The following is a 25,496-nucleotide window of genomic DNA, read 5'->3' on the forward strand; positions in this document are numbered from 1 at the left end:
GCGGATCCCCGCAGTACGTTCTCGTGGGGCGGTCATCTCCGACCCCGACACAGGTCCTTGCGAGGGCCGCACGCGCGGTCCCCGTTGCCTCGTCCGGGGGCGAGACGGATCCCCCCGCCGCTCTCGCTGCGCGAAAGCCGCGTGTCGCCGGTCGTCCGGCGAGCCGACGGAGGGACCCTCGCGGCCGGGGCTCGCGGTGGCGGGCCCCCGGCGCGTCCGGGTGTCAGGGAAACGCGGTCGCCTCCGCCGGCTTACACCCGAAAGCGAGGGCGCGCCGGCCGTGCGTCCTCCGTGCCCGGGACCGGGTGGCGCGGCGACGGTGTGACAGGCGCCGAGGGTGCGGCAGGCGCCGCCGCGCGCTAGATTGCGCTGGAGCGCGGGAAGCAGGGGGCAGCGACAACCGTTCTCCTGTCTCCCCGTCTCCCTGCTCGATTCTCCTCAGGAGGTCCCGCGATGAGCGCAACGAGCCGCGAGCGCTTCAAGTCCAGCCTGCGCCGCGCCAGGAAGATCGCCGTCCTGACCGGCGCCGGCGTCTCGGCGGAGTCGGGCATCCCCACGTTCCGCGGCGCCGGCGGGCTGTGGCGGCGCTACCAGGCGACGAGCCTCGCCTCGCCCGAGGCGTGGCAGCGCGATCCGGGCCTCGTGTGGGAGTTCTACAACCACCGCCGCGAGCGCGCGCTCGGCTGCACCCCGAACCCGGGCCACCACGCGCTGGCGCGGCTGGAGGCGCGCTTTCAGGAGGCCGGCGGCGTCTTCACCCTGATCACCCAGAACGTCGACGGCCTGCACGAGCAGGCGGGCTCGCGGGACCTGGTGCGGCTCCACGGCTCGCTCTGGCAGGTGCGCTGTCTCTCGTGCGGGGGCGTGACCGAGAACCGCGACGTGCCCATCACGCCCGCCTTCGCGGGCAGCGGCTCCCCCGATCCGGAGACCCGCGCCCGCCGCTTCACCGCCGCGGAGCTGCCTCACTGCAGCTGCGGCGGCGTGCAGCGCCCGCACGTCGTCTGGTTCGGCGAGGCCCTGGAGGAGAGCGATCTCGCCGCGGCGGCCGCCGGCGTCGACGGCTGCGATCTCCTGCTCGTGGTCGGCACCTCGGCCGTGGTCTATCCGGCTGCAGGCTTCGTCCCCCTCGCCAAGCGCCACGGCGCCCTCATCGCCGAGATCAACGTCGAGCCCAGCGCGGTCACCAGCCTCTGCGATTTCGTGTTCACCGGCGGCGCGGGAGAGAGCCTGCCCTCGCTGCTCGACCTCGCACCGGCGTCCGCGCCGTGACGATCGCGGTCTGACGGGCGCGCAGCCGACGCGATGATCTCGACTTCTCTCCGGCGACGCGATCGTCCCCGCGCGCCCGCGCCGGACCAGACGGGCGGACTCCTCGGCGGCAAGCTGATGGCGTCAGCGCGACAGCGGCGAAGCGTGACGACGACGAGCGGGCGATATCAGCGGATTGCGCAGCACGTCGCAGCGCGCGCGCGGTGCACGTCGCGCGCGGCGCGGCTCGTGCTTCTCCCGGGGTATGGAACAGGTCAACCGTGGGATTTCAGGGCTAACGTGGGCTGCGATCGTTCTCGTCGTGATCGGCGCCGTCAACTGGGGGCTTGTTGGGCTGTTCGAGTTCGACCTGGTCGCCGCGATCTTCGGCAGGCTCAGCGCGATCAGCCGCATCGTCTACGTGCTCGTCGGGCTCGCTGGCCTCTACCTCCTCTACTACGCCTCAACCCAGCTCGGTAAGCGCACGAGCGTCACCACGACGCCCTGAGCGGCATCGCTCGACCGGGCGCACCGGCGCCAAGCAGGCGCGCCATGAACCGGATCCGGAGTACCCCGAGGCGGAGGCGTACTCGACAGGGATGTGAGCGCCGGGATCAGGCGCTCTGGCGAGGGGAGGGTCGCGCCGCCCCGCCCGCGGGCCGCCGGCGCTCGGGCGCCCGCGCCGGTCTGGCCGCCCTCTCCGCGGGGGGCTGGCAACAGAGAGCCCCTCGCGCCCCCGGCTGCGGCAAGCGCTCGTCCAGCGCTCCCGCCGCGCGGCGCGTCTCGGGCTTTCGCGCTTGCCCGGAGGGCCGCCGGTCGAGGTATCGTCCCGGCCGTGTCCTCCGCTCACAAGCTCCGCGAGCTCCTCGCGACGCCCGGCCTCCTCGTCATGCCTTGCTGCTTCGATGCGCTGTCGGCGCGCCTGATCGAGCAGGCCGGCTTCTCGCTGACCTTCATGAGCGGCTTCGCGGTCTCGGCCGCGCGCCTCGGCGCTCCGGACACGGGGCTCATCTCGTATGGCGAGATGGTCGACCAGGCGCGGGCGATCTGCGCTGCGGTGTCGATCCCGGTGCTCGGCGACGGCGACACGGGCTACGGCAATGCGATGAACGTGAAGCGCACGGTGCGCGGCTATGCGCAGGCCGGGCTCGCGTGCGTCATGATCGAGGACCAGGTGGCTCCGAAGCGCTGCGGCCACACGCGCGGCAAGCAGGTCGTGCCCCGCGACGAGGCGTTCACCCGCGTCCAGGCCGCCGTGGACGCGCGCGACGAGGGCGCCGGCGTGCTCATCATGGCGCGCACCGACGCCCGGCAGACGCACGGCTTCGACGAGGCGCTGGCCCGGGCCAGGGCGTTCGCCGATCTCGGGGCCGACATCGTGTTCCTGGAGGCGCCCGAGAGCGTGGAGGAGATGCGCACGTTCTGCCGGGAAGTGCGCGCGCCGGCCATGGCGAACATGGTGGATCACGGCAGGACTCCGGTGCTGCCGCCGGCCGAGCTCGCGGCGATCGGCTACAAGATCGCGGCCTATCCGCTCACCCTCCTCTCGGTCGCCGCCGCCGCCATGCGCGAGGCCCTCGCGGCCCTGCGCGCCGGCGGGCACCCGGACCCCCGGACGAGCTTCGGTACGCTCCAGGAAATCGTCGGCTTCCCTGAGTACTATGCTGAAGAGGAGCGCTATGCGCTGCCTCCCAGGAAGGGTTGAGTCGGGAGCCATGTCCTCCGCTCCGCGAGAGGAGAGGCGGAGACGAGAGGGCGAAGCCGGCGAGCCGTCATGCGCCCGCGGGGGGCGCGCGCCTCACGTGAGCGGGAGGTCCACCCAGCGCTCGAAGCCCGGCCGGCGCTTGATGCGTTCGTACCACGCGTCGACGTGCTGGAGCGCCGGCCGGTCGATCGGCAGGTTGTACCACCGCTGCGCCGCCACCCCGAGGGGGATATCGGCGATGGTGAAGTACTCTCCTGCGACCCACGGGTGCCGTGACAGCTGCCTGTCGAGGATCCCCAGGGCGGCGAGGGCCGCCTTGCGCGCACCGTCGATCGCGCCCCGATCGCGGCGCTCCTCCGGCGTGCGCAGGAGCTGGACCAGGAGCGTCCGGACGGGGGGCCACAGGGTCCCGAACTGCCAGTCCGTCCAGGCGTCGGCGCGCGCCCTCTCCGCGAGATCGCCCGGCTGGAGCGGCGGCGAGCCGTAGCGCGCGAACAGATACCGCACGATCGCGTGCGACTCCCAGAGCGTCAGGGACCCGTCCTCGAGCGTCGGGACCAGCCCGTTGGGGTTGAGGGTGAGATAGTCGGCGTCCTTCACGCGGCCGAAGGGCCCGCCGGCGTCGACGCGCTCGAAATCCAGCCTGAGCTCGTCGAGCGCCCAGAGGACCTTCTGCACGTTCGAAGAGTTCTTGTGACCCCAGAGTCTCAGCATGATGTCTCCTGTCCCTCGGTCCCGCTCAGGCGGCCGTCGCCGCCGCCGGTTTCACGAACTTCGCGTAACGCTCCACGTAGAAATCGACCGGATTCGAGGTGGCGCGGACCGCGTCGCGCGCCTGCACCGCCTCGATCCACGCCCGGAGCCGCGTGAGCCCTGCCGGGATGGTGAACCCGCGGAGGCGATCGACCGCGGGCAGCCGCTCGAACCACGGATAAAACGAGAGATCGACGAGGCTGACGTCGGCGCCGAGCCAGTAGGGCCCGCCGCCCGACGACCCCACCAGCGCCTCTCGCTCGATGAACGCGAGCACCTCGCCGAGCGCCTTGCGCCCCTCCGCTTCGCGCTCCGGCGTCTCGGCCCTGAGCAGCTGGGCGAACGCCGGCACGAGGCGCGTGTTCGCGTAGTCTATCCAGATCCGCGCCAGGGCGCGCTTGCCCGGATCCCTCGGCAGGAGCGCCGGATCGGGGAAGACCTCCTCGAGGTACTCGCCGATGATCGCCGACTCCCAGATGCGGCGCCCCTCGTGCTCGATCGCCGGGACCTTGCCGTAGAGCGAGGCGTCGACGAACGCCCGCGGCTTGTTCTGCAGATCGACCTCGATCAGCTCGGCGTCGATCGCCTTCTCCTGAAGCACGAGCCGGGTACGGTGGGCGAAGGGGCACGCCTTCGCGCTGAAAAGTCGCAGCTTCGTCATCCTGTTCTCCTTCGTGGCGTCCGCCACGCGAAAAGCTCTCCTGCAGTCCACGCAATGGGCGCGCTCATCGGGGCGAGACGCGACCGTTGAATCGCTCGTCGAACACCCGCGAGACCTCGATCTTCTGCGGCAACAAGCCCTCCTGGAAGAAGGTGTCCGCCATCTTCTGTTGCGCTTCCTCGATGTCGTCGTCGAGCGGGACGTATCTCGGCTCGTAGTGCGCGAACATGTCCTGAGCGACCTCGAGCGGCAGCTTGGTGACCTCGGCGAATTTGCGCGCCCACACGTCCTTGTGGTCGTTCGACCACTCCTGGGTCCTGTGCGAGCGGGCCAGGTAGTCCGCGATCGCGGCGGCCTTGCCCGGATCGGCGAGGGCCTTCTCGCTGCTCACCTGGAACGCGAGCGCGTCGGTGAGCCCGTTGCCGTCGAGGAGCTTCACCGCCCCTTGGCGCACGTTGTTGGCCACATGGGGCTCCCAGACCGCCCAGGCGTCGACGTCTCCGTTGGCGAACGCCGGCTGGGCGTCGTTCGGATTCATGTACACGGGCACGATGTCCGCCATGCCGAGGCCGTCCCGGCGGAGCGCCGCCAGCAAGAGGTAATGGGCGGAGGAGCCCTTGGCCACCGCCACCTTCTTGCCCTTGAGCTCGCGGAAGGCCTTGATGCTCGACCCCTGGGGGAGCAGGATCGCCTTGTATTCGGGGCGGTTCCGGGTGACCGCGACGATCCGGATCGGGGCCCCGGCGGCCTGCGCGAAGATCGGGGGCGTATCCCCGACGGCGCCGATGTCCACCGCGTCGGCGTTGATGGCCTCGAGCAGCGGAGGGCCGGCGGTGAACGTCGCCCACTCGATCTTGTACGGGATCCCGTCGAGCTGGCCCGCAGCCTCCAGCCCGCTCTTCACGATGCCCGTCTGCTCGCCGATCCGGAGCATCACCGTCCCGAGGTCGACCGCGGGCCGCTCGCCGGCCCCGGGCGAGTCCCCGGTCTTCGAGCAGGCGGCGATGGACAGGGCGAGCAGCGCTGCCGCGGCGTTGCGGAGCGGGGCGAGCGCATCGAGGAGAGCGGCGATGGACATGGTCTTTCCCCTTCAGGAGACGACAGCCGGCAGGGTTCGCCTTTCGGCGGGAGCGAGGGTGGGTGAGGCCGCTCCTTCGGCGCGACAGGCGGCGCGGAGGGCGGCGCAAGGGGCCGACCCGATGACCGGAGCGTCGTCCGGCTCGTCGCCCTCGACGCCGAGGTGGGCCAGGAGCCCGCCGCGCAGCGCCGCGAACCGGCGGTCGCTGCGCCGCCGCGGCGCCGGAAGATCGATGGCGACGTCCGCGGTGATCACGCTCCCGGCCTCGGGCGACGGCCTGGCGAGGACCAGCGCGCGATCGGCCAGGAGGAGCGCCTCGTCGACGTCGTGCGTGACGAGCAGCACGGCGGGGCGGTGCCGGGCGCAGAGCTCGGCCAGCAAGCCGTGCATGCGGATCCGAGTGAGCGCGTCGAGCGCGCCGAACGGCTCGTCGAGGAGCAGGACCTCCGGTTCGCGCACGAGCGAGCGGGCCAGCGCCGCGCGCTGGGCTTCTCCGCCCGAGAGCGTGAGCGGCCAGGCGTTCGCGTGATCCGAGAGCCCCACCTCCGCGAGCGCGAGGAGCGCGCGCCGCCTCGCCTCGTCCGGCGGGCTGGGGAGCCCCAGCGCGACGTTCCGCCATACCCTCTTCCACGGGAAGAGCCGCGGCTCCTGGAAGACGACGGCGCGCCTCTCCGGGACCAGGACGTCGCCGCTCGCGTGCACGTCGAGCCCCGCGAGCACCCGCAGCAGCGTGCTCTTTCCGGAGCCGCTCGCGCCGAGCAGCGCGACGAACTCGCCGGAGCGGACGGTGAGGTCGACGCCGCCGAGCACCGGGCGGGCACCGAACGCCCGCCGGACGTCGCGGAGCCGCACGGCGGGACCAGGAATCGTGCTCATCACATCGGCCTCCACGCTGTGCTCACGGGCGTCACCCCTCTCACCGGCCGGCGAACGCCGCGCGCCAGCCGAGGACATTGCGCTCGAGCCACCGGACGAACAGATCGGTGCTGAGCCCGAGCAGGGCGTAGATCACGAGACCGAGAACGATGATGTCGGTCCGCAAGAACTCGCGTGCGTTCGTCATGAGGTAGCCAATGCCGGCCGTCGCGTTGATCTGCTCGCTGATGACCAGCACGAGCCAGGCGATCCCCATGGAGTGGCGCAGCCCGATGAGGACGTTGGGGAGCGCGCCGGGGAGCACCACATGCGCGACGAGGCCGAGGCGGCCGAGCCCGAGCGTGGTCGCGGCCTCGACGAGCCTGTTGTCGACGCTGCGGATGCCCGCGTACGTGTTCAGGTAGACGGGGAAGAACGTGCCCAGCGAGACCAGCGCGATCTTCGGCGTCTCGCCGATGCCGAACCAGAGGATGAAGAGCGGCACGAGCGCCAGGACGGGGAGGGTCCTGAGCATCTGGATGGGAGCGTCGAGCACGTCCTCACCGAGCCGGAACAGCCCCGCGACGAGCGCCAGCGTCACGCCGGCGCCCACGCCGATGGCGAGCCCCCGGCTGACCCTGCCGAGCGACACCCAGAGGTGACTCGGCAGCTCCCCGCTGGCGAGGAGCGTGAGCCCTGTGTGCGCCACGGCGGTCGGCGACGCGAGCACGCGCGGCGACACGAGGCCGAGCGACGCCACGGCCTGCCACGCGAAGAGCAGGAACAGGAGGACGAGGATCCGGACCCATCGGATACCCCTCCAGGTGCGTCGCGCGGCTCCACGCTCGGTGCGCGCGTCGGCCACGATCGTCGGTTGCGTTCGCGTCATCTCACGAGCTGTCATCTGACGAACTATCGATAAAGCAGGTAGCGTGCCAGAGCGCTGTCGCAGGAACGGATCGCAATCCATCATGCTGGACATGGACTTGCTGCGACAGGAGCAGGGATTGCTGGTGATGTGTTGCTGCGGCAGCAATGCATCCGGCGTGCGGCGGTGACCGAGTCGACCGGCGTCCTGTGATGCCGTGCGGGCTCGCTGGACCGCCTGTCGCGGCGCACGTTCGAGGTGCTCGGGGCCGGCTTGCTCGACCGGTGCTCCGCTGGAGCGTCGAGCGCTGGGATGGGGCGCTGCAGATGGGAGGGTCGAACGACGTCAAACGCCCGGGAGGCGTCGCGCCTCTCGGGAGGGCGCATGTTCAGATCTTCATCCTTCCTCCTCGTGTCTTGTTTGTCGCGTATGCGACAGAAAGAGGCGCAGTCGGCGCCGCTCCATGGGGTGGCGCCCCTGCTCGAGCGGGTCATCCACGCGCAGGCATGGACACCGAGCCCCTCTCAACGCACCGGGAGGGAGAGCTGCTGTTTTCCGCCTTACTCTTTCGCGACGGATGTTAGTCCGTTATAACGGAAATGTCAAGCCGCTCCGGGAGGGCGTTGGCGTTTGGCGTTCCTGGTCGGCGGCGCTGTAACGGGTCTGCGGCGGGGATGGCGCTGTCGGGGAGGGGACTGGGCCGGAGATGCGGGGATGTACCAGGGAGGTCTTCATTGTAAGCTTCGCTGTATGACGACGGTTCGTCTCCATGCTGGAGCGCTCTGCGGCTCGGGACATGGCCCTCGCGCGGTCCGCGGCGCTCGACGGGGCAGCGTCTTCGTCGTCAGGTGCACGATCGCGGCAGGCGCGGAGCGGCGCGATGGCGGGTGAGCGCCCGCCGTCTCGTATCCTGACCGCTCGGCTGGCGCTGCGAGCGTGGCGGCCCGAGGATGCTCCTTTGATCAGGGAGGCGATCGACGTAAGCCTCGAGCACCTGCGGCCCTGGATGCCGTGGGCCGTACACGAGCCTTCATCCATGGACGCCACCACTGTGCTCCTGGAGAGGTTCCGGGACGATTTCGCGGCAGGACGCGACTTCCATTACGGCATCTTCACGCGCGATGAGCGCGAGGTGCTCGGGGGGACGGGGCTGCACCCGCGGATCGGTCCGGACGCGATCGAGATCGGGTACTGGCTCCGGGAGACGGCGACGCGCCGCGGTTACGCGAGCGAGGCCGTGGCGCGCTTGACCCGGGTCGCGCTCGAGGAGCTCGGGGTGAGCCGCGTCGAGATCCGTTGCGACCCGCGGAACACGGCGAGCGCCGCCGTGCCTCGACGGCTCGGATATCGACACGTGACGACGCTCGAGGCCGATGCCCTGACGCCCGCGGGCGAGCCGCGCGACACGATGGTGTGGGCGCAGACGGGCGCGGAGCTCGCGGGGCCAAGGCGGGAGTAAGCCACCTCGGTGCGCGCTGGCAGCGATCAGAGATCGAGCGTCATCTCGATCATCGTGCGACGGAAGCCGAACCGCTCGAACAGGCGCTGCGCAGCGGTGTTCTGCGTCGCGGTGTGGAGCACGACGCGTGGCGCACCCAGGGCGCGGAGCCGTGCGAGCATGGCCTCCAGCAGGATGGCGCCCGCGCCGAGCCGGCGCACGGGTTCGGCGACATAGAGGTCGTGGACCACGCCGCAGGCGTCGAGGAGGCTGTTCCAGTCGCGCGGCTCCCGGCGGCCGTAGGCGTAGCCGGCCAGCACCGGCTCGGCGCCGCCTCGCTCGGCGACGACGATCGCGGCGTCAGGGCTTCCGAGCTCGCTGGTGAGCCATCGCTCGTAGCCAGGCTCGATCGGCTCCAGGCACAGGAAGCGGTGAGGATCCAGGGCATGGTGGAGGCGGACGAGCTGCGCCGCGAAGCGCGCCACCTCGGGCATGTCCGCGCGCACCGCCGCGCGGACCGTGATGGAGGAGGTCATCTATCAGGATAGCTGAGCGACGACTGAGCGACGACTGAGCGACGACTGAGCGACGACCGCTCGCCCGGCGCTCGGCGCTCAGCGCTCCTTGCCCGCCCCCAGGCTCGCCAGCGCCTGCTGCGCGTCGCGCCGGTAGGCGTTGTCGGTCGGCGCCGTCTCCAGGAAGCGCTGGTAGTGGCGGATGGCCTTCTCGCGGTTGTTCGTCGCGCGGAGCGCCTCGGCCAGGAGGAAGTGCGCGTCGAACAGCCACGGCGGGGCCGAGCGCTCCGGCGACTCGCCCAGGGCGACCGCCTGCGCCATCTCGGTCGCGGCCCCGGCCCGGTTGCCGCGCGACGCGTAGATCTTGCCGAGGCGGTAGTGCCAGTCGGGGACCTTGTCGTTGGACGCGATCGCCTTGCGCCAGGCCTCCTCCGCTGCCGGCCAGTTGCCCTGATCCTGGTAGCAGAGCGCCATCGTGGCGTACGCCTCGTAGCGGGACGGCCGCTTCTCGAGCGCGATCTGCAGATCCGCCAGCGCGTCGCGGCTCGCCCCCTGCTTCTGCAGCAGGACGCCGCGCTGCCAGTACGCGTCGCCGAGCTCCGCGTCGAGCTCCAGCGCCCGCCTCAGCGCCATCTCGGCGCGCGCGGTCTGGCCCGTCTCGTTGGCGCCCCAGCCGACGTAAAGGTGGTACTCGGCGCGGTTCGGGTCGATCTCCGAGGCGCGCTCCAGGAAGCGCAGCGCCTCGGCTATGTTCGTGCCGCGCGCCAGGAGCGCGCGGCCGAGGAAGTGGTTCGCCTCGGCGGAGTTCGCCTTGTCCTTGAGCACCTCGCGCAGGATGGGCTCGGCCTGGCTCGCGTGCCCCGCCATCACCTGGGTCGAGCCGACGCGCAGCTTCAGATCGACGTCGTTCGGCGCCTTGCGGAGCGCGTCGGCGTACATCTCCAGCGCGCGCTCGCTCTGCCCGGTCTCCTCGAACAGGAGCCCTCGCTCCAGCGCCAGGCCGGGGTAGTCCTTGTCCGCCGCCATGACCTTGTCGAAGACCCGCGCCGCGTCCTCGAACCGGCGCAGGCGGCGGTAAGCCTCCCCCAGCTTGAACTCGCTGCCGAGGTCCTCCTCCTTGGCGAGCGCGAGCTCGAGCTCCAGCCGGGCCTCCTCGTACTTCCCGGTCTGGAGCGCGACCTCGGCCTTGGCCTTGTGGAGGGCCGGCAGCTCCGGGAACTTCGCCGTCGCCTCCGACAGCTTCGCCGCCGCCGCCTCGTTGCGGCCCAGGCTCGACAGCAGCGAGGACAGCGCCACGTAGGCGTCGACGACCTCCGGGCGGTTCTCGCTCGACTTCACCGCGTCGAGGTACGCCTGCTCCGCTTCCTTCTTGTTGCCGAGCGCGAGCTCGGTGCGCCCGATCCAGTAGGCGACCTGCGGATCCGCCGCGTGGGTCTTCTGCAGCCCCTTCAGGAGGTCCTTCGCCTCCTTCATGCGCTCCTGCGCGAGCCAGGTCTTCGCCTTGCCGATGTGCGCGGCGAGGTTCTGCGCGTCGGCGCGGGCCGCGGCCTCGAAGCGCGCCTGCGCCTCGGAGTAGCGGCCGGACCGGTAGAGGACCTCGCCGTTGCCGATCAGCGCGCGCACCGCTTGCGGATCGATCTTCGCCGCGGCGGCGAAGGCCTGCTCGGCCGCGCTCATGCGGGACTTCGTGAGGTGGATGGTGCCGAGCAGCGTGTACGACTCGACGATCTCGGGGTCGCTCGCGGCGGCGCGGACCGGACCGTCGCCGGTGACCTTGCCGAGCAGGTCGAGCGCCTCCTGCTCGCGGCCCGGCGTCTGCCAGAGGAGCGACGCGATCAGGGTGCGGGCCCCGACGTGGTCCGGCGAGGCCTCGAGCGCGCTCCTGGCGCTCGCCTCGGCGCCGGGCGCGTCGCCGGCGAGCCGCTGCGCCCGGGCCAGGCCGAACAGCGTGCGCGCGCTCTTCTGGAGCTCGGTCGCGCGCTGCCAGGCCGCGATCGCCTTGGGAGCGTCCTTGGCGAGGAGCTCGATCTCGGCGGCGAGGACGGCGACGTCGATGTCGTCCTTGAGCTGGGCGCCGAGCGCCTGCGCGGCCTGGCGCGCGCGCGGGAGCTGGCCCGTGGTCGCGTCCTGCGTCGCGACGGCCAGGGTGAGCAGGTCGCCCGGATGGGAGCTCGCGAGCGTGACCATCTCCTTCCCGAAGGCGTCGTCGATGGTCCGGTGCCCGAAGCGGATGCTGCGCGCGAAGGCGACGTACGCGGCGTAAGCCATCGTCGGCCGGTGGCGGGGCGCGCTCGTGCGTGTGGCCTTCGCGTCGTTCAGCGCGCCGCTCGCGGCCGAGGCGGTGTCCAGGGCGAGGGCCGTCTGGGTCCGCTGCCGGAGATCGGCGAGCGCGGCCTCGTACGCGAAGACGTTGAGCCGGTCGCTGATGAGGTTCACGCCGAAGGCGCCGACGTCCGGAACGAGCGCGAGCGCGCCACCGCCGACGGCGGCGACGGCGAGCACCGCGACGACGTAGCGCTTGATCTTCGACTTCTGCGCCGGGGCTTCCTGGGCAGGCGCGGGCTTCTCGACCTGCGCCTCCGGCCCGGCGCTCAGGTCGCCGATCTCGGTGCCCGCGCCGGTGAGATCGACCTCGTCGCCGACGCTGGGGTTCGGCTCGCTGAGCTCGATGCCCCGATCGTCGTCGTCCGCCAGCGTCTGCGTGAAGTTCGCGGAGCGGTCGGACGGATCGTACACGGTGGGCGCGGCGCTGGCGGCGAGGTGCGTCACGCTCTCGCCGAGCGCGATCTCATCGCCGAAGTCGGCCGGCGGCATCGCGCCGCCGAAGTCGGCCGGCGGCATCGCGCCGCCGAGGTCGGCCGGCGGCATCGCGCCGCCGAGGTCGGCCGGCGGCATCGCGCCGCTGCTCGGGGGCTCGGGCGCCGCGTGCGGGATCGGGCGCGGCCCGGGCGCCTGGAACGCGGCGCCGACGCGCGAGTCGTCGTAGTCCGGCGGGGCCTCGTCGAACAGCTCGGCGCCGACGATGGTGCCCGGTCCGGCGGGCAAGCCGGTGCCGGTGGCCTTCGTGGGAAGGGCGGTGCCGGTGGCCTTCGTGGGAAGGGCGGTGCCCGTGGCCTTCGTGGGAAAGCCGGCGGACGCCGCGGCAGGGTAGCCGGCGGACGCCGCGGCAGGGTAGCCGGCGGACGCCGCGGCTGGGAGCCCGGCGCGCACCGGCGAGGGGAGCGGTGCGGAGACCGGCGCGGGCAGGCCCGCGTTCGAGAACGGGGCGGGCATGCCGATCACGCCCGGGACCGAGTTCGGCAGATCGCTGGCGATGATGGGCAGGTCGCCCGAGGGTGAGGGCAGCTCGGCGTCACCGTCGCCCTCGAGCGGCAGCTCGAGCTCGCCGAAGCCGAACGACATGGACCCGCTGCTGGAACGCGCCGGCGGAGCCGGGGGCGCGTCGTCGTCCAGGTCTCCGAAGTCGTATTCCGGGGCCACGCGGGGCGGAGCGACGTCCCCCATCCCGCGGGTGCGCCCGCGGCTGAGCGGCTGCGAGGCGGCCCCGGAATCGCGCGCGCCGAACCCCGAGGAGGCGCTCGGCCGCGAGTCCCGTATGCCGAACCCGAGGGTGCGCCGGCTGCTGGGAGGATGCGGATCGGACGGCGCCGGCAGGTCGGACTCGGCGAACGCGGTGGGCGTCGCCGGAGCGGTGCGGGACTCCGCGCGCGAGCGCGCCGGAAACGGGGCCGGCGCGGCGGGCATATTGCCGTAGACGACCGGCAGGTCGTCGGGATCGAGCCCCTGCACCTCGGCGTCCGTCGGGCTCGGGAGCTCGACCATGAGATCGATCTCGCCGAAGCCGCGCCGCTGCGGCACGGTCTTGGCGTTGCGCCGATCGGACGGGGCCGGGCGATCGGGGACGTCGGGCAGGCCGATCTCGCCGAAGACCTCGGGGCCCGACGGCTCAGGGGGCGGCGCGGGCGCTGCGGGGGCCGTGGGCGCCGCGCGGCGCGGCGGCGTCGCAACGGGCGCCGGTCCCGGACGACGAGGAGGCGCGACCGCGGGGAACGCGACGTCCTCCGAGGCCGCCACGGGCAGATCGGCGTCGTCGTGCATCGCCGGCGCGCTCCGCTCCGAGAGCTGTAAGCCTCCCACAGCCCGCGGCGCAGGCGTGGGCGCGGGCGTCGGCGCAGGTGCTGCACCCGCGCCCCCCTTGGTCACCAGCAGGCTCGTACCGCACTTCGGACAGCGCATCCTGAGCCCCGCAGGGGGAACGCGCTTCTCGTCGACCTGGTACGGCGATTTGCATCCGTCGCACTCGACCTTGATCATGCTCCCCGACCCGATGCCGGCGCTGCGAGCGCCTCCGCAGGCGCCTCCACGCTCGTTCGACCTGCAAAAGGCCGGGATGCACCGACATCCGCTCTCCTTACTAGCAGGGCTTGTGGTCCTTGGATCGCCTCTTCTACGGGCCGTCCTCAAATTGGCGAGTTCCCCGGGCATGTCGCGTGCTTGTCTCCGGCGTGGAGCCGGAGCAGCGCCGGAGTGAAGCCGGAACAAACGCGGCCGGCGACCGAGCGACGCGCGGCGGGCGCGGGTTCGAGACGTCCGGCCGGCGGAGCGCGCCGCCATCACGGCCTCGCCAAGCGTCCTCCACTTGTGCTAACGCGCTGCCGCCCATGCAGCGCTCGACGGCGGTCATCTACACGCTCTTCTTTGCGGGCGCGCTGGCGTTCGTCATCGTGAACGGCGGCCCGAAGGGGAGCGGCGCGGCCAGCGCGCCCGCCGATGCGGGCGCCGACGCCGACGCCGACGCCGGCTCGCCTGCGGCGACGGCGGCGGACGACGGCGACGCGGGGAGCGACGCCGGCGGTGCCGGCCTCCTCCAGGAGAGCGGCCCGGAGCAAGCGGCGCGATCCGACGCGGGCATCACGCTCCTCTCGGGCGAGGCGCCGCCCGGGCTGCCGGCCGAGGCGCCGAAGAAGGTGCGCTTCGGCGTGGTGCTCATCCAGTACCGTGGAGCGCAGGGCGCGACGCCGAACGCGCGCTCCAAGGACGCCGCGCTCGCGCTCGCCAGGGAGCTCGCCGAGGTCGCCAAGACGGACTTCAAGGCCGCCATCGGCAAGGGGGACAAGGGATCGACCGACGATCTCGGCTACATCCCGCGCGGCGTGCTCGAGCCCGCGCCGGAGTATGAGCTCTTCAGCCTCCCCAAGGGGGGCGTGAGCGGCCCGGTCGACACGCCGCGCGGCTTTTGGATCGCGCGCCGGATCGAGTAAGGATGGCCTACCGCGCGGCGCGTCGCCGCGCGCGCGAACGAGTGGAGATACCGTATGGCGACGATCGACATCCGCCGGCAGCACGCGCTCACCAAGGAGGATGCCAGGCAGCGCGCGGAGGAGCTCGCGCGGGGCATGGAGGACAAGCTCGGTATCCGCTGGCGGTGGGAAGGCGATCTCATCCGGTTCGAGGCCCCGGGCGGCGCAGCGAAGGGGACGAAGGGCCTCGTGCGCGTCGAGGCGTCCGCCGTCCAGGTGGAGATCGATCTCCCGTTCCTGCTGAAGGCGATGAAGGGCACGATCGAGTCGAAGGTCAACGAGAAGCTCGAGGCCGTGCTCTCCAAGGCCTAGCCGCGGCGGCCGGATTCAAGGAAGCGCCGCGCAGACCTGCGCGCGGTAGCGCCGCAGCTCCGCGCTTTCCAGGGCTGCGCGCCTCCACGCGCGCGGCGCTGATCGGGCCCGCCCCCTGCCCGGCGCGCTTTACTCCGCGACGTTCGGTTCGCTACTCTCCGCCATCGTCATGCGTTGCGCAGAGATGAGACCCCCTTCGGAGGCGTCGCTAGCGAGATGACGGTTCAGGCACCCGAAGGGCAGGTGGAGAGCATGACGGCCCTGATCGCGCGGCTTCGCGCGGAGCAAGGCGACCAACCGGAGCGACAGCTCCAGGCGCTGCTGCTGCACGAGCTCGGCGCGCTCGAGGAGGCGCTCGGCGAGGAGCCCACGGCCGCGCGCGACTACCTCGCCGCGTTCAACGCCGATCCCCAGTTCCGCGAGCCGCTCGAGGCGCTGGTCCGCATCCTCACCCGGCGCAAGTCGATCAAGAACCTCGGCAAGCTGCTCGACGCGCTCACGCGCGCCGCCGCCACGCCCGAGGAGCGAGCGCGCGCGTTCTGGGAGCGCGCGGCGTACCTCCAGGACCACGAGCAGAACCTCTCGGCGGCCAAGGAGGCGCTCGAGGAGGCGGCGCTCAGCAACCCGGAGGACGCGACCCCGTGGCTCGAGCTCGAGCTCATCGCGGCCAAGGAAGGGGACATCGCCGGCCGCATGCGCGCGATCGAGGCCCGCGCCGAGCTCGCGACCGACGCGACGTGGAAGGGGCTGCTCTTCATCGAGCTCGCCGACCTCGCGGCGGCGACCGAGAACGTGGAGCGCGCCTACGAGCTGCTCGACGCGGCCGCCGCGCTGGAGGGGCGGGCGCGCTTCCGGTCGCAGCTCGCGCTCGAGGCCATCGCGCGGCGCGAGGAGGACCTCGGCGCGCTCGCGCGCGCCCTCGAGGGGCAGGCCGAGCTCATCGCCGACGCGCTCGACGACGAGGCGAGCGGCGAGGCCAACGGCGTCCCGCGGTACATGCGCAAGCCGGAGTACGCGGCCGACGCGTGGCTCCGCGCCGCCGAGCTGACGCAGCGCGCGGGGACGGGCGGCTTCGCGTCGCTCCTGGAGCGGGCCGCGGAGCGGCTGCCCCAGTCGGCGCTGCTCGGGCGGGCGCGCATCACCGCCCTCGAGGCCGCCGGCGAGGCCGAGGCCGCCGCCGGCCTGGCCAAGCAGGAGATCGCGCGCGGCGCGAGCGGGCCCGGCGCCGCGGCGCTGTGGCTCCGCATCGCCGAGGCGGCGGCGCTGGCGAGCGACCGCGACGCGGCGCTCGCGGCGCTCCGGAGCGCGCTCACGACCGACCCGCAGTGCATCCCGGCGCGCGCGCTCGAGATCGATCTGCTCGGCGACGGCCAGGACCCGTCCGCGTTCGCGGCCTCGCTCGAGACAACGGCGGCGTCGTACGGCAGCGACGAGGCGAGGGGACGCGCGCTGCTCCTCGCGGCCTACGTCTGGGCGGTGCGGACGGACGACGTCGGCGCGGCGAAGGCGGCCCTGTCGCAGGCCGGCATGGCCGGCGTGCATCCGGGCGTGCTCGCGCGCTTCGGGCGGTCGTTCGCGGCGCTCCGCGGCGACGCGGCCTGGTACGAGGAGTCGACGAAGCGGCTGCTCTCGACCGGCGTCGACCCGGCCGAGAAGGCGAGCCTCTGGTTCGAGATCGGCAGGAGCCGTCTGCTCCGTGGCGACGCGGGCGGCGCCGAGGGGGCCTTCGCCGAGCTCGCCGCCGCTGGCGCCGACGACGACGGCCCCGCGCCGAACGCGTGGCTCGGGAGGGCGCTCGGCGCCTTCGCGGTCGATCTCGTTCGCAGCCGGCGCGAGCGCGGCGACGAGCCCGGCGCCCCCGGCCCGCGGCGCTCGCCGATGGTGATCGAGGCGCTCGCGGAGGTCGAGGGCCCGGAGACCGCGCGCGGGCTGTGGCTCGTCGCGGCCCTGCGCAGCGCGCGCAGCGGCGAGCTCGATCGCGCGCGGAGCCGGCTCCGCGCGCTCTTCGAGCAATCCGCGGACGACGAGGTCATCGCGGTGTTCCTGGCCGAGCTGGAGCGGCGCGCCGGGAGCCCCACCTCCGCGGCCGCCACGCTCTCGACCTGCGCCGCGGCGATCGACGACGCCGATCTCTCGGCGGCGCTGCACATCGAGGCGGCCATCCTGCTCTGGCGCGCCGGCGAGCGCGGGCGCGCCGTCGAGGAGCTCGAGGCGGCGCGCGGCAAGGCGCCGCGGGCGGGGGCGACGGCCCTCACCTGGGCGCTCCGCGGCCACGAGGCCAGCGACCTCGACAGCCGGCGCCGCGCCCTCGATGTGGCGGGCGAGGCGGGCGAGGACCCGGCGGCGCTCGCGCTGTCGCGGTTCGGCCTCGAGATCGGCGCGGCCGAGGGAGGCGACGCCGACGAGGCGCTCGCGACGCTCGAGGCGCTGGAGTCGCAGGCGAGCGACGATCTCGCCCTGGCCGCCGCGCTCGGGCGGCTCCTCTGGCAGCCGGCGCTCGAGCAGCGGAGCGCCGTCGAGCGCGCGCTCGACTACGTCGAGGAGCGGGGCGACGGCGCCGCGTCCATCGCCCACGCCGAGCGCTTCCGCCTCGCGCGCACCCTGGATCACGACCGCGCGCGCACCGCGGCGCGCGCCGAGGCGTGGGCCGCGGCCGACCCGAGCCCGCACGCCGAGCTCGAGTGGCTCGGCGCGGCGCTCGGCGCCGAGGACCGCGACGCCGAGGTCGCCGCCCGGAGCGCGCTCGCGCGCCACATGGACGGCGAGGCCCGCGCGGCGATGGAGGCCTCGGCCGCGATCGTCGGCGCGCTCGACCAGCCGAACCTCCCGCGCCCGTTCCTGACGGGCGAGCACGCGCCTGCGCAGCTCGCCAACCTGGAGCTCGCGCTCCCCGGCTGCGATCCGCGGCGCCGCGCCGCGGCGCTGCACGGGCTCGGCGACGCGCTCGGCGAGGACGCGCAGCTCATCGCGCTCGGCCTCGCGGGCTGGTCGGACTTCGCGGCCGGCGATCACGAGCGGGCGCTCGCCGCGTTCCGCACGGTCGTCGAGCGGAGGCCCGACGACGTCGCCGCCTGGGAGGGCGTCCGCGCGACGTCCGAGGCGCTGCGCGACCCAGTCTCGACGGCGCTCGCCTCGGCGCAGCTCGGGGCGCTCTGCAAGGACGACGCGCGCGGCGCGGGGTTCTGGGAGAGCGCGGGGCTCCTGCTCCTCCAGCACACCGAGGCCCACGAGGACGCGGAGATCGCCTTCGACCGCGCCTTCTCGCGCGACCCGCGGCGCGGCGTCGCCTTCGACCGGCTGTTCCGCCGGGTGCGCGCGCGCAACGAGGACGATCGGCTGCTCGACATCATCGAGCGGCGGCTCGGCGTGGCCGACAACGACCTCGAGATCTGCAAGCTGTTCTGGGAGCGCGCGCGCGTGCTCCGCAAGAAGGGCAAGCTCGACGATGCGCTCGCCGCGCTCGAGAACGTGACGCTGCTCGAGCCGGACCACATCGGCGCGCTGGCGCTCTCGGCCGACATCTCGAAGGCGCAGGGCGACCTCGGCCAGGCGGCGGCCTTCTACGCCGAGCTCTCGCGCGTCGCGAAGGCGCCCGGGGAGCAGCGCCTCATGTCGGGGATCACCGCGGTCGACGCGTACGAGAAGCTGGGCGAGCACGACAAGGCGCTCGAGGTGCTGGTCAGCCTGCACCGGGCCGGGCTGTCGACGCTCCCCGTCCGCGAGCGCCTCGTCCGGGTCGCCGCGCGCGTCGGCTCCTGGGACGAGGCCACGCGCCTGCTCGAGGAGCTCATGGTCGAGCGCGACACCCCCGCGGGGCGGATCGAGGCGGCGCGGCTCGCGATGGCCATCTACCGGGACCAGCTCGGCGCGCCTCGCCGCGCCGAGCGGGCGGCGGCGAAGCTCCTCGACGAGGCCCCGGACGACGGGGAGGCGATCGATCTCGTCCTCACGACGGACTACGACCCGGCGTTCCGCACCCGCGTGCTCGGCCGCGCCAAGGCGACGCTGATCCAGGCGCTCGCGTCGGACCCGATCGACGCGGACCGCGTCGCGCTCCTCGCGAAGATTGCCGGCGCCGGGCAGGACGCGGCGCTCCGGCAGGCCACGCTCGGCGCGCTCGTCGCGCTCGGCCGGAGCGACGACGGCATCTCCGCGGAGCTCAGGAAGATCGACGCCCGCGTCCCCGCGCGGCCGCAGATCGCCCTCGACGCCAAGGCCATGGCCGAGATCGCCGATCCGCTCGACAGCGGGCCGGTCGGCGAGCTCTTCGCGAAGATGGCCGAGACCCTCTCCGTGACGCTCGGCCCCTCGCTCGTGTCGCTCGGCGTCGGCAAGAAGGACCGCATCGACTCGCGCGGCGGCCACCCGCTGCGCGTCGCGGTCGCCGAGTGGATGGGCGCGCTCAGCTTCGAGACGGACTTCGAGCTCTACGTCGGCGGCCCCAGCCCGCACGGCGCCACGGGCGTCTACGGCCAGCTGCCGGCGCTCGTGCTCGGCTCCGAGATCACGACGCCGCTCGACGCCGCCTCCCGCTCGGCGATCGCGCGCGAGGCGTTCGCCCTGCGCCGGGGCATCACGTCGCTCCGGACCCGGGACGACAACACCGTCGCCTCGCTCGTCGCGGCGGCGTGCATCGAGGCGGGCTTCGCGGTGCCGCAGCCGCCCTACGCCGTCTTCGGCGAGGTCTCGCGCGCCATCCACAAGGAGATGTCGCGCGCCACCCGGAAGGCCATCGCCGACGTGTGCCAGCGCATCGTCTCGAGCCAGCAGGACCCGCACCACTGGGCGCAGGCCGCGCGCAGGAGCATCGACCGCATGGCCGTCGTCGCCGCCGGCGACGTCTCGTTGGTCCTCTCGGACATCCTCAGTACCCCGCGCGAGCAGCTCGGCGGTGTCGTCGCCGAGAGCGAGCGGGCGCGCCAGCTGGTCGCGTTCGTCCTTTCGCAGAGCTACCTCGAGCTTCGGAAGAAGCTCGGGATGGGGGTCCGGTGAGCAGCAAGAATCCGCAATCCAAGAGCTCCTCTGGCGGCGGCGACGAGGGCACCCCGTCGCAGGAGAAGATCACGGTCCCGCCGCCGGCGATGTACGGCGCGGCGGTCTCGGACGACGACGTCGAGGAGGCCACGCTCCTCGCCAAGATCCCCGACGAGCTCATCCAGTCGATCCGCGCCGAGGAGGGGGAGCGCGCCGGAGAGGGCGGCCTGAAGCAGCTGTTCTCGCGCGAGCCGGTGCCCGTGCCCGCGAGGCCGGCGCAGAGCGCCGGAGAGAGCGACGCGCTGCTCGACATGCTCTTCGAGGACCCGCGCGCCGACGACCCCGACGATGGGGTCGTGACCTCGGCGCCCGCGCTGACCGGGCCGCGTCGGGCGACGCCCCCCGTGCCGCCACCGCCGCGGCCCCCGTCGCTGCCCCGCCCCGCGGCCACGCCCCGCTCGGGCAGGCCGGGCGACGCGAAGGCCTCGCTCGGCGCCGAGCTCGCGCACAGCGATCGGACGCCGAAGATCCCGGCGCGGGCCGCGTCCGCGAGGTCTCCGGTGCTGCGCCCGCCGCCGGCCGCCGCCCCGCCCCCGCTGCCGCCGCAGACCAGGCGCCCGGACGAGGTGCAGGACGAGGACACCGCCGAGCCGGGCGACCGCGCGACGCCCATCCCCGACGGCGGCGACTCCCCGTTCGAGTTCGCGCCGCCCAGCGTCGTCAACAGCAGCCGGCTCGCGAAGGCGCCGGGCTTCGACGACGCCGACACGACGGGCTTCGACGACGAGGAGACGAACGCCCTCGACGAGCCCGGGCCCACGACCCGACCGTACGCCGGCGTGCCGTCCGCCCCCCCGAGCCACTGGGATCAGCCCACGATCGAGAGCGATCCCGGCGAGCTCGTGGACGAGTCCAGCCTGCTCGACGGGTCGGCCGACATGGAGGACGATCTCGCCCAGACGCGCGTCGCGAGCCGGAGGCCGGAGGTCGGCCGGACGTTCGCTCCGCCGCGCTCGTCCGCGCCTGTCAGCGCGCCCGAGAGCCTCCCGCCGCTGCCGTCGATCCCGCCGCCCGCGTCCGTGTTCGACGGCGAGCAGGACGCGAGCGCGATCCTCGTCCAGTCGCAGCAGCGCGACGTCTGGGCGGCGCGCGCTGCCTGGCTCCGCGCCGAGGCGGAGCTCATCGAGGACCCGGCGGCCCGGGCGCGCGCGCTGCTCCCCGTCGCCGAGCTCTTCGTGATGGCCGGAGAGGACGCCACCGCCGGCGCCGTCGCGGCCGAGGCGCGCGAGCTCTCTCCGGGCCTCATCTTCGCGCACCGGCAGCTCCGCGGGCTCCTGATGCGCGAGGGGGATCTGCCCGCCGCGCTCGATGCGCTGGAGAGCGAGACCCGCATCCTCGGGACGCCCGCCGCGCGCTGCCACAACCTGGCGCTCGGCGCCGAGCTCTCGCGCATCTCGCTCGCGGACCCCGAGGGCGCGCACAAGCGCCTGGAGCTCGCGGCCCGGATGCACCCGGCCGATCCGCGCGCGCACGTCCAGCGCTTCTGCGACGCGCTCGCCGCGCCCGACACCGACGCGGCGGCCTCCGCCACGATCGCGAAGCTCCGCCTCCCCGACGCGCCCGAGCTCGCGCCGCTCGCCGCGGCGTGCGCGCAGGTCGCCGCGCACCGCGGCGCCTCGCGCCGCGGCCGCGCCGCGCCGGCCACGCCGTACGAGGCGCTGCTCCGCGCCCGCGCCCTGCTCCGCGCCGGCGACCTGGCCGAGGGCCTCGCGAGCCTCGAGCCCCTGCGCAGCACCTCGCTCGCGCCCGGGGTCGCGTGGCTCACCGCCGCCCTGAGCGCCGCGCGCAAGGAGACCCGCCCGGCGGCGCTCGGCGCGCTCCGCACCGTCGCCTCCGGCTCGCACGGCGGCCAGGCGCGCCGCGCCCTCGCGGCGCAGGCGATCGAGCTCGGCGACGCCGCGGCCGCGCGCGAGGCCACGCTCGACGACGGCGACGCGTTCTCGCCGGCCGATCGCATCGTCCTCTCGGCGCTCGCCGGCGGCTCCGCGGGCGAGATCGAGCCGTGGCTCACCGCCCTCGCCGACGATCCGGAGTTCGCGCCGCTCTGCGCCGCAACGAGCGCCGCCCTCAGCGACGCCGGCGGCGACAGCGCGGCGGCGGACGGGGCGCCCGCGCCGCGGGGCGTGCGCGCCCTCGGCGGCCCCGGCGCCCGCGCCGCCGCGGTCCTCGGCCGCGCGCTCTCCCGCGAGGCTGTCCCGGCCGAGGGCGGCATCGACGCGAGCGACGCCTTCTCCCGCGCGGTGGCCACCTACGGCGACAGCGCGCCCGAGAGCCCGCTCTTCCGGGCCCTCTCGCTCGAGCTCGATCTCGACGGCGATCGCGGCGCCCGCGTCGCCAGGGCCGTCGCGGCGCTCCGCGAGGTCGCGTCCGAGCGCGACAGCGCGCTCGCCGCCGCCGTGATCGCGGAGGTCGCGGGGGATCAGCGGGCGGCCATGAGCGACCTCGATCGCGCCCGCGCCGCGGATCCGCAGCACGAGGGCGCCGCGCGCGCCCGCGCCGCGCAGGAGAGCGGCGTCGGCGCGGCCCGCATCCTCGCGGAGCACGCGCTCACGCTCGAGGAGGGGCCGCGCGCCGCGGTGCTCGTCACCGAGGCGGCGATCCGCCTGCTCGACGGCGGCGACAACGACGACGGCGAGCGCCTGCTCTCCCGCGCCGCGCAGATCGATCCGAAGCTCCCCGTCGCGCTCCACCTCGGCGAGCGCAGCGCGCGCGCCCGCGTGGATCGCGACGGCCTCCTCGAGTGGCTCAGGACCCGCCGCGAGAGCGCGACCGACCCGCTGGAGCGGGCCCACGACCTCGTCCGCGAGGCGCTCCTCGTCGCCGAGGCCGATCCCGCGTCGGCCGCGTCGCTCCTCGAGACGGCGCACCGCTCGCGCCCGCAGGACATCGGCCTGCGCGAGCTCTTCGAGCGGCTCGCGCCGGAGCCTCCGGCCGACCGCGCCGCCTGGCGCGCCGAGCGCGCCACCGAGCTGATGCGCGCCCTCCACCCGGGCGACGACGGCCGCGCCTCGGGCGACGCCGACGCCCGCGGCGACGACCGCGCCGCGACGGGCATCGAGGCCGCGCGCCTCGCGCTCGAGGCCGCCCTCGAGTACGAGCGCGCCGGCGATCTCGCGCAGGTCGCCGCGTGCGCCAGCCAGGCCATCGCCGCGGGCGACGAGGCGCTCGCGCCGATCGCCCTCTACCGCGCCGCCGTCGCCGGCCACGGCGCCGGCGAGCTCGTCGACGCCCTGATCCCGCGCGCCCGCGAGGCGGAGGACGCGACCGAGCGCCTCGAGATCTACGAGCGCCTCGCGGAGCTCGACGAGCTCGGGCGCAGCGACGCCGGCAGCGCCCTGCTCTGGCGCCGCTCCGTCCTGGAGGAGACGCCGCACCACCTGCCCACGCTCCGCCGCGTCGCCTCCTTCCTCATCGGCGAGGGGCGCGACGAGGAGCTCGAGCCGATCGCCCTCGAGATCGCGCGCGTCCTCGACGGCCCCGAGGCGATCGCGCACGCGCTCCTGTCGGCGCGCCTGCGCCTGCGCGTGTTCCCGTGGGAGGAGACGTTCGAGCCGGTCCAGATCGCGTACAGGAACGAGCCCCGGGGCATCTGGTCGCTGCGCCAGATGGCCGCCCACGCCCGCGCGAAGGCCGAGCACGCCCTCGCGATCGAGGCGGATCGCCAGCTCATCGAGCGCACCGATCGCCCGTCCGAGGCCGCTGCCCTCTCGGTGCGCGCCGCCAAGGACGCCCTCCTCGCCGGCTCGATAGAGGACGCCGTCGCCTTCTTCCGGCACGCGATCACGCTCGTCCCGCACTACCTCGTCGCGCACCTCGACCTCGCCGATGCGCTCGAGCGCGGCGGCGAGGCGGCCGCCGCCGCGGCGGCGCTCGAGTCCGCGGCGGGCGCCAGCGTCGGCTCCGAGGGGCGCGCGCACTCGCTCTATGCCGCCGCGGTGCTCTGGCAGGACAAGGTCCAGAACGCCGCGCGGGCCCGCGACGTCCTCGAGGCGGTCGCCACGGTCGACCCCTCGTACGCCGACGTCTTCTCGCGGCTCAAGGCGATCTACATCGCCGAGGGCGCGCGCGCCGAGCTGGCCGCCCTCCTCGAGCGCCGCCTCGACGCGGTGACGGATCCGGCGGAGCGGGTCGAGATGGAGGTCCTCCGCGGCCGGGCGCTGGCCGACGTCGGCGACGCCGCGGCGGCGAAGCGGGCGCTCGCCGCCGCGCTCGACGCGAACCCCGACCACGTCGAGGCCCTGTCCGCGTTCGCGGACGTCTGCGCAGGCGAGGGCGACTGGGCCGGCGCCGAGCAGGCCTGGATTCGCCTCGCGCGCCTCGTGCCGGATCCCGCGAAGCAGGTCGCGATCTACCTCCGCCTCGGCGAGCTCTACGACGAGCACCTCCCGAACGCGGAGCGCGCCGAGCTCGCCTACCAGGAGATCCTGAAGCGCGCGCCGGGCGACGTGAGCGCGCGCGAGCGCCTCGTCGCGCTCTACAAGCGCGAAGGCGACGGCGTCCATGCGCTGGAGCAGCAGAACCTCCTCATCAACGCCGCGGAGGTGCCCGAGCAGAAGTGCCGCCGCACCGCGGAGCTCGCCGAGATCTACGAGTCGATGGGGGACCTGAAGAAGGCCGAGGCCACGCTGCTCACGGCCCGCAAGACGTGGCCCAAGGACGACTTCGCGCTCGGCGCGCTGGCGGGCTACTACCAGCGCACCGAGCAGGTCTCTGCGGCCAACGTCCTGCTCGATCGCGCCCTCGCCGACGCCCGCCGCGCGCTCACCACCGGCCGCTTCGAGCCGTACCTGTTCGCGACGGTCGCGACGGTCGCGGAGCTCCGCGGCCGCGCCGGCGCCTCGAGGATCGCGCGCGCCACGGTCGCCGCGCTCGACGGCCGCGAGGCGGCGATGGGCGGCGCCGGCAACGCCGCCGGCGCGGCCCGCCTCGACGTCCACCTCGCCCCGGACCTCATGACCGCGGCGTTCCGCGAGCTCCTGCTCAAGACGGGCCCGCTGCTCGACGCCGCGGTGCCGTTCGATCTCGACTCGATCCGCGCGACGCCGCTGCCGCCGCAGCACGCCGACATCACCGACCTGGCCCGCGGCATCGGGGCGGCGTACGGCCTCCCCAACCTGCAGGTCTACGTGACGGGCGCGCTCGGCGCCGTCTGCGTCCCGGCCTCCTCGAGCCCGCCGAAGATCGTCCTCGGGCAGTCCCTGGTCGCCTCGCCGCGCGAGGACGTCCGGCTCTTCCTCATCCACCGCGCCGTCAAGATCCTCCAGACCAACGGCTCGGCCTTCTCGCGGACGGCGCCGATCGACCTCTGGCCGCTGCTCGCGGCCTACCTGAAGGCGTTCACCCCCTCGTGGGCGCCGCAGGGCGCCGACGCAGGTCGTCTTCGCGAGTACCAGGGCCGCATCGATCGGGTGATGACGGGCGGCGTGGATCCGAAGCTCAGCGTGCTCGCCGCCGACGTCATCGGCTCGATCGGCAACCGGGCGTCGACGCTCAGCACGGCGATCAACGGCTGGGGGAACCGGGCTGCGTTCCTCGCGGTCGGCGACCTCAACATGGCCCTCACGGGCATCGCCTGGTCGGGCGGCCACACGAACGCGCCGCCCGCTGCGGGCAAGGAACGCGTCACCTGGATCGGACGCAACGCGGAGGCGCGCGACCTCATCGTCTTCGCCGTGAGCGACGGCCTGGCCGAGGCCCGGGAGCAGCTCGGGTTCAACGAGTGAGGG

General features: G+C 74.0%; 15 protein-coding genes. 8 read left to right on the forward strand and 7 right to left on the reverse strand.

What is annotated here, in order from left to right:
• Positions 1-453: 453 nt before the first annotated feature.
• The 3 genes from WMF28_RS03420 (at position 454) to WMF28_RS03430 (ending at position 2,956) form a co-directional block, all read left to right on the forward strand.
• On the forward strand, positions 454-1,272 hold the full coding sequence (locus tag WMF28_RS03420; protein WP_437600600.1) for an SIR2 family NAD-dependent protein deacylase: 819 nt from the start codon (positions 454-456) through the stop codon (positions 1,270-1,272).
• A 244-nt stretch (positions 1,273-1,516) separates the two neighbouring features.
• Complete coding sequence (locus tag WMF28_RS03425; RefSeq protein ID WP_437600601.1) at positions 1,517-1,759, forward strand: DUF378 domain-containing protein; 243 nt, start codon at positions 1,517-1,519, stop codon at positions 1,757-1,759.
• Positions 1,760-2,086: 327 nt separating this feature from the next.
• Positions 2,087-2,956, forward strand: coding sequence for an isocitrate lyase/PEP mutase family protein (locus WMF28_RS03430; RefSeq protein ID WP_437600602.1), 870 nt, complete (start codon positions 2,087-2,089; stop codon positions 2,954-2,956).
• A gap of 93 nt (positions 2,957-3,049) precedes the next feature.
• On the opposite strand, the gene WMF28_RS03435 is transcribed toward WMF28_RS03430, so the two are convergent.
• From WMF28_RS03435 to WMF28_RS03455, 5 genes are all read right to left on the reverse strand, one after another.
• A complete protein-coding gene (locus tag WMF28_RS03435) occupies positions 3,050-3,670 on the reverse strand; it encodes a glutathione S-transferase family protein (protein ID WP_437600603.1) in 621 nt (206 codons plus the stop codon).
• 25 nt (positions 3,671-3,695) lie between these two features.
• Positions 3,696-4,370 carry a glutathione S-transferase family protein gene (locus WMF28_RS03440; RefSeq protein WP_437600604.1) on the reverse strand — a complete coding sequence of 225 codons (675 nt, stop codon included), beginning with the start codon at positions 4,368-4,370 and terminating at the stop codon, positions 3,696-3,698.
• A 64-nt stretch (positions 4,371-4,434) separates the two neighbouring features.
• Positions 4,435-5,448, reverse strand: a complete 1,014-nt coding sequence (locus WMF28_RS03445; protein ID WP_437600605.1) for an ABC transporter substrate-binding protein — start codon at positions 5,446-5,448, stop codon at positions 4,435-4,437.
• A 12-nt stretch (positions 5,449-5,460) separates the two neighbouring features.
• Positions 5,461-6,324: an ABC transporter ATP-binding protein gene (locus WMF28_RS03450; protein WP_437600606.1), complete on the reverse strand. Its 864-nt coding sequence runs from the start codon at positions 6,322-6,324 to the stop codon at positions 5,461-5,463.
• Between the two features lie 40 nt (positions 6,325-6,364).
• Positions 6,365-7,192: an ABC transporter permease gene (locus tag WMF28_RS03455; protein ID WP_437600607.1), complete on the reverse strand. Its 828-nt coding sequence runs from the start codon at positions 7,190-7,192 to the stop codon at positions 6,365-6,367.
• A gap of 859 nt (positions 7,193-8,051) precedes the next feature.
• Between WMF28_RS03455 and WMF28_RS03460 the strand changes: the two genes are divergently transcribed.
• A complete protein-coding gene (locus WMF28_RS03460; RefSeq protein ID WP_437600608.1) occupies positions 8,052-8,630 on the forward strand; it encodes a GNAT family N-acetyltransferase in 579 nt (192 codons plus the stop codon).
• Between the two features lie 26 nt (positions 8,631-8,656).
• Here WMF28_RS03460 and WMF28_RS03465 read toward each other — a convergent pair whose 3' ends face one another.
• Positions 8,657-9,145 carry an N-acetyltransferase family protein gene (locus WMF28_RS03465; RefSeq protein ID WP_437600609.1) on the reverse strand — a complete coding sequence of 163 codons (489 nt, stop codon included), beginning with the start codon at positions 9,143-9,145 and terminating at the stop codon, positions 8,657-8,659.
• 78 nt (positions 9,146-9,223) lie between these two features.
• A complete protein-coding gene (locus tag WMF28_RS03470; RefSeq protein WP_437600610.1) occupies positions 9,224-13,438 on the reverse strand; it encodes a tetratricopeptide repeat protein in 4,215 nt (1,404 codons plus the stop codon).
• 347 nt (positions 13,439-13,785) lie between these two features.
• Between WMF28_RS03470 and WMF28_RS03475 the strand changes: the two genes are divergently transcribed.
• The 4 genes from WMF28_RS03475 to WMF28_RS03490 all read left to right on the forward strand — a co-directional run bounded on the left by WMF28_RS03475 (position 13,786) and on the right by WMF28_RS03490 (position 25,493).
• Entirely contained in the window at positions 13,786-14,385 is a 600-nt protein-coding gene (locus WMF28_RS03475) for a peptidyl-prolyl cis-trans isomerase (RefSeq protein WP_437600611.1), read from the forward strand.
• 54 nt (positions 14,386-14,439) lie between these two features.
• Complete coding sequence (locus tag WMF28_RS03480) at positions 14,440-14,736, forward strand: polyhydroxyalkanoic acid system family protein (protein WP_437600612.1); 297 nt, start codon at positions 14,440-14,442, stop codon at positions 14,734-14,736.
• 252 nt (positions 14,737-14,988) lie between these two features.
• On the forward strand, positions 14,989-19,728 hold the full coding sequence (locus tag WMF28_RS03485; protein ID WP_437600613.1) for a hypothetical protein: 4,740 nt from the start codon (positions 14,989-14,991) through the stop codon (positions 19,726-19,728).
• Positions 19,725-25,493, forward strand: a complete 5,769-nt coding sequence (locus WMF28_RS03490; RefSeq protein WP_437600614.1) for a hypothetical protein — start codon at positions 19,725-19,727, stop codon at positions 25,491-25,493. Before WMF28_RS03485 ends, WMF28_RS03490 begins: the two co-directional genes overlap by 4 nt.
• Positions 25,494-25,496: the final 3 nt, after the last annotated feature.

The sequence above is a fragment of the Sorangium sp. So ce590 genome (genome assembly GCF_051521365.1).
GTDB lineage: Bacteria > Myxococcota_A > Polyangia > Polyangiales > Polyangiaceae > Sorangium.

Excerpts from the sequence above, each read along its gene's own strand:
- WMF28_RS03450 (WP_437600606.1), bottom strand. The coding sequence starts at position 6,324 with ATGAGCACGATTCCTGGTCCCGCCGTGCGGCTCCGCGACGTCCGGCGG.
- WMF28_RS03420 (WP_437600600.1), top strand. The coding sequence starts at position 454 with ATGAGCGCAACGAGCCGCGAGCGCTTCAAGTCCAGCCTGCGCCGCGCC.
- WMF28_RS03455 (WP_437600607.1), bottom strand. The coding sequence starts at position 7,192 with ATGACGCGAACGCAACCGACGATCGTGGCCGACGCGCGCACCGAGCGT.
- WMF28_RS03465 (WP_437600609.1), bottom strand. The coding sequence starts at position 9,145 with ATGACCTCCTCCATCACGGTCCGCGCGGCGGTGCGCGCGGACATGCCC.
- WMF28_RS03435 (WP_437600603.1), bottom strand. The coding sequence starts at position 3,670 with ATGCTGAGACTCTGGGGTCACAAGAACTCTTCGAACGTGCAGAAGGTC.
- WMF28_RS03475 (WP_437600611.1), top strand. The coding sequence starts at position 13,786 with ATGCAGCGCTCGACGGCGGTCATCTACACGCTCTTCTTTGCGGGCGCG.
- WMF28_RS03445 (WP_437600605.1), bottom strand. The coding sequence starts at position 5,448 with ATGTCCATCGCCGCTCTCCTCGATGCGCTCGCCCCGCTCCGCAACGCC.
- WMF28_RS03480 (WP_437600612.1), top strand. The coding sequence starts at position 14,440 with ATGGCGACGATCGACATCCGCCGGCAGCACGCGCTCACCAAGGAGGAT.
- WMF28_RS03425 (WP_437600601.1), top strand. The coding sequence starts at position 1,517 with ATGGAACAGGTCAACCGTGGGATTTCAGGGCTAACGTGGGCTGCGATC.
- WMF28_RS03440 (WP_437600604.1), bottom strand. The coding sequence starts at position 4,370 with ATGACGAAGCTGCGACTTTTCAGCGCGAAGGCGTGCCCCTTCGCCCAC.
- WMF28_RS03460 (WP_437600608.1), top strand. The coding sequence starts at position 8,052 with ATGGCGGGTGAGCGCCCGCCGTCTCGTATCCTGACCGCTCGGCTGGCG.
- WMF28_RS03470 (WP_437600610.1), bottom strand. The coding sequence starts at position 13,438 with ATGATCAAGGTCGAGTGCGACGGATGCAAATCGCCGTACCAGGTCGAC.
- WMF28_RS03485 (WP_437600613.1), top strand. The coding sequence starts at position 14,989 with ATGACGGCCCTGATCGCGCGGCTTCGCGCGGAGCAAGGCGACCAACCG.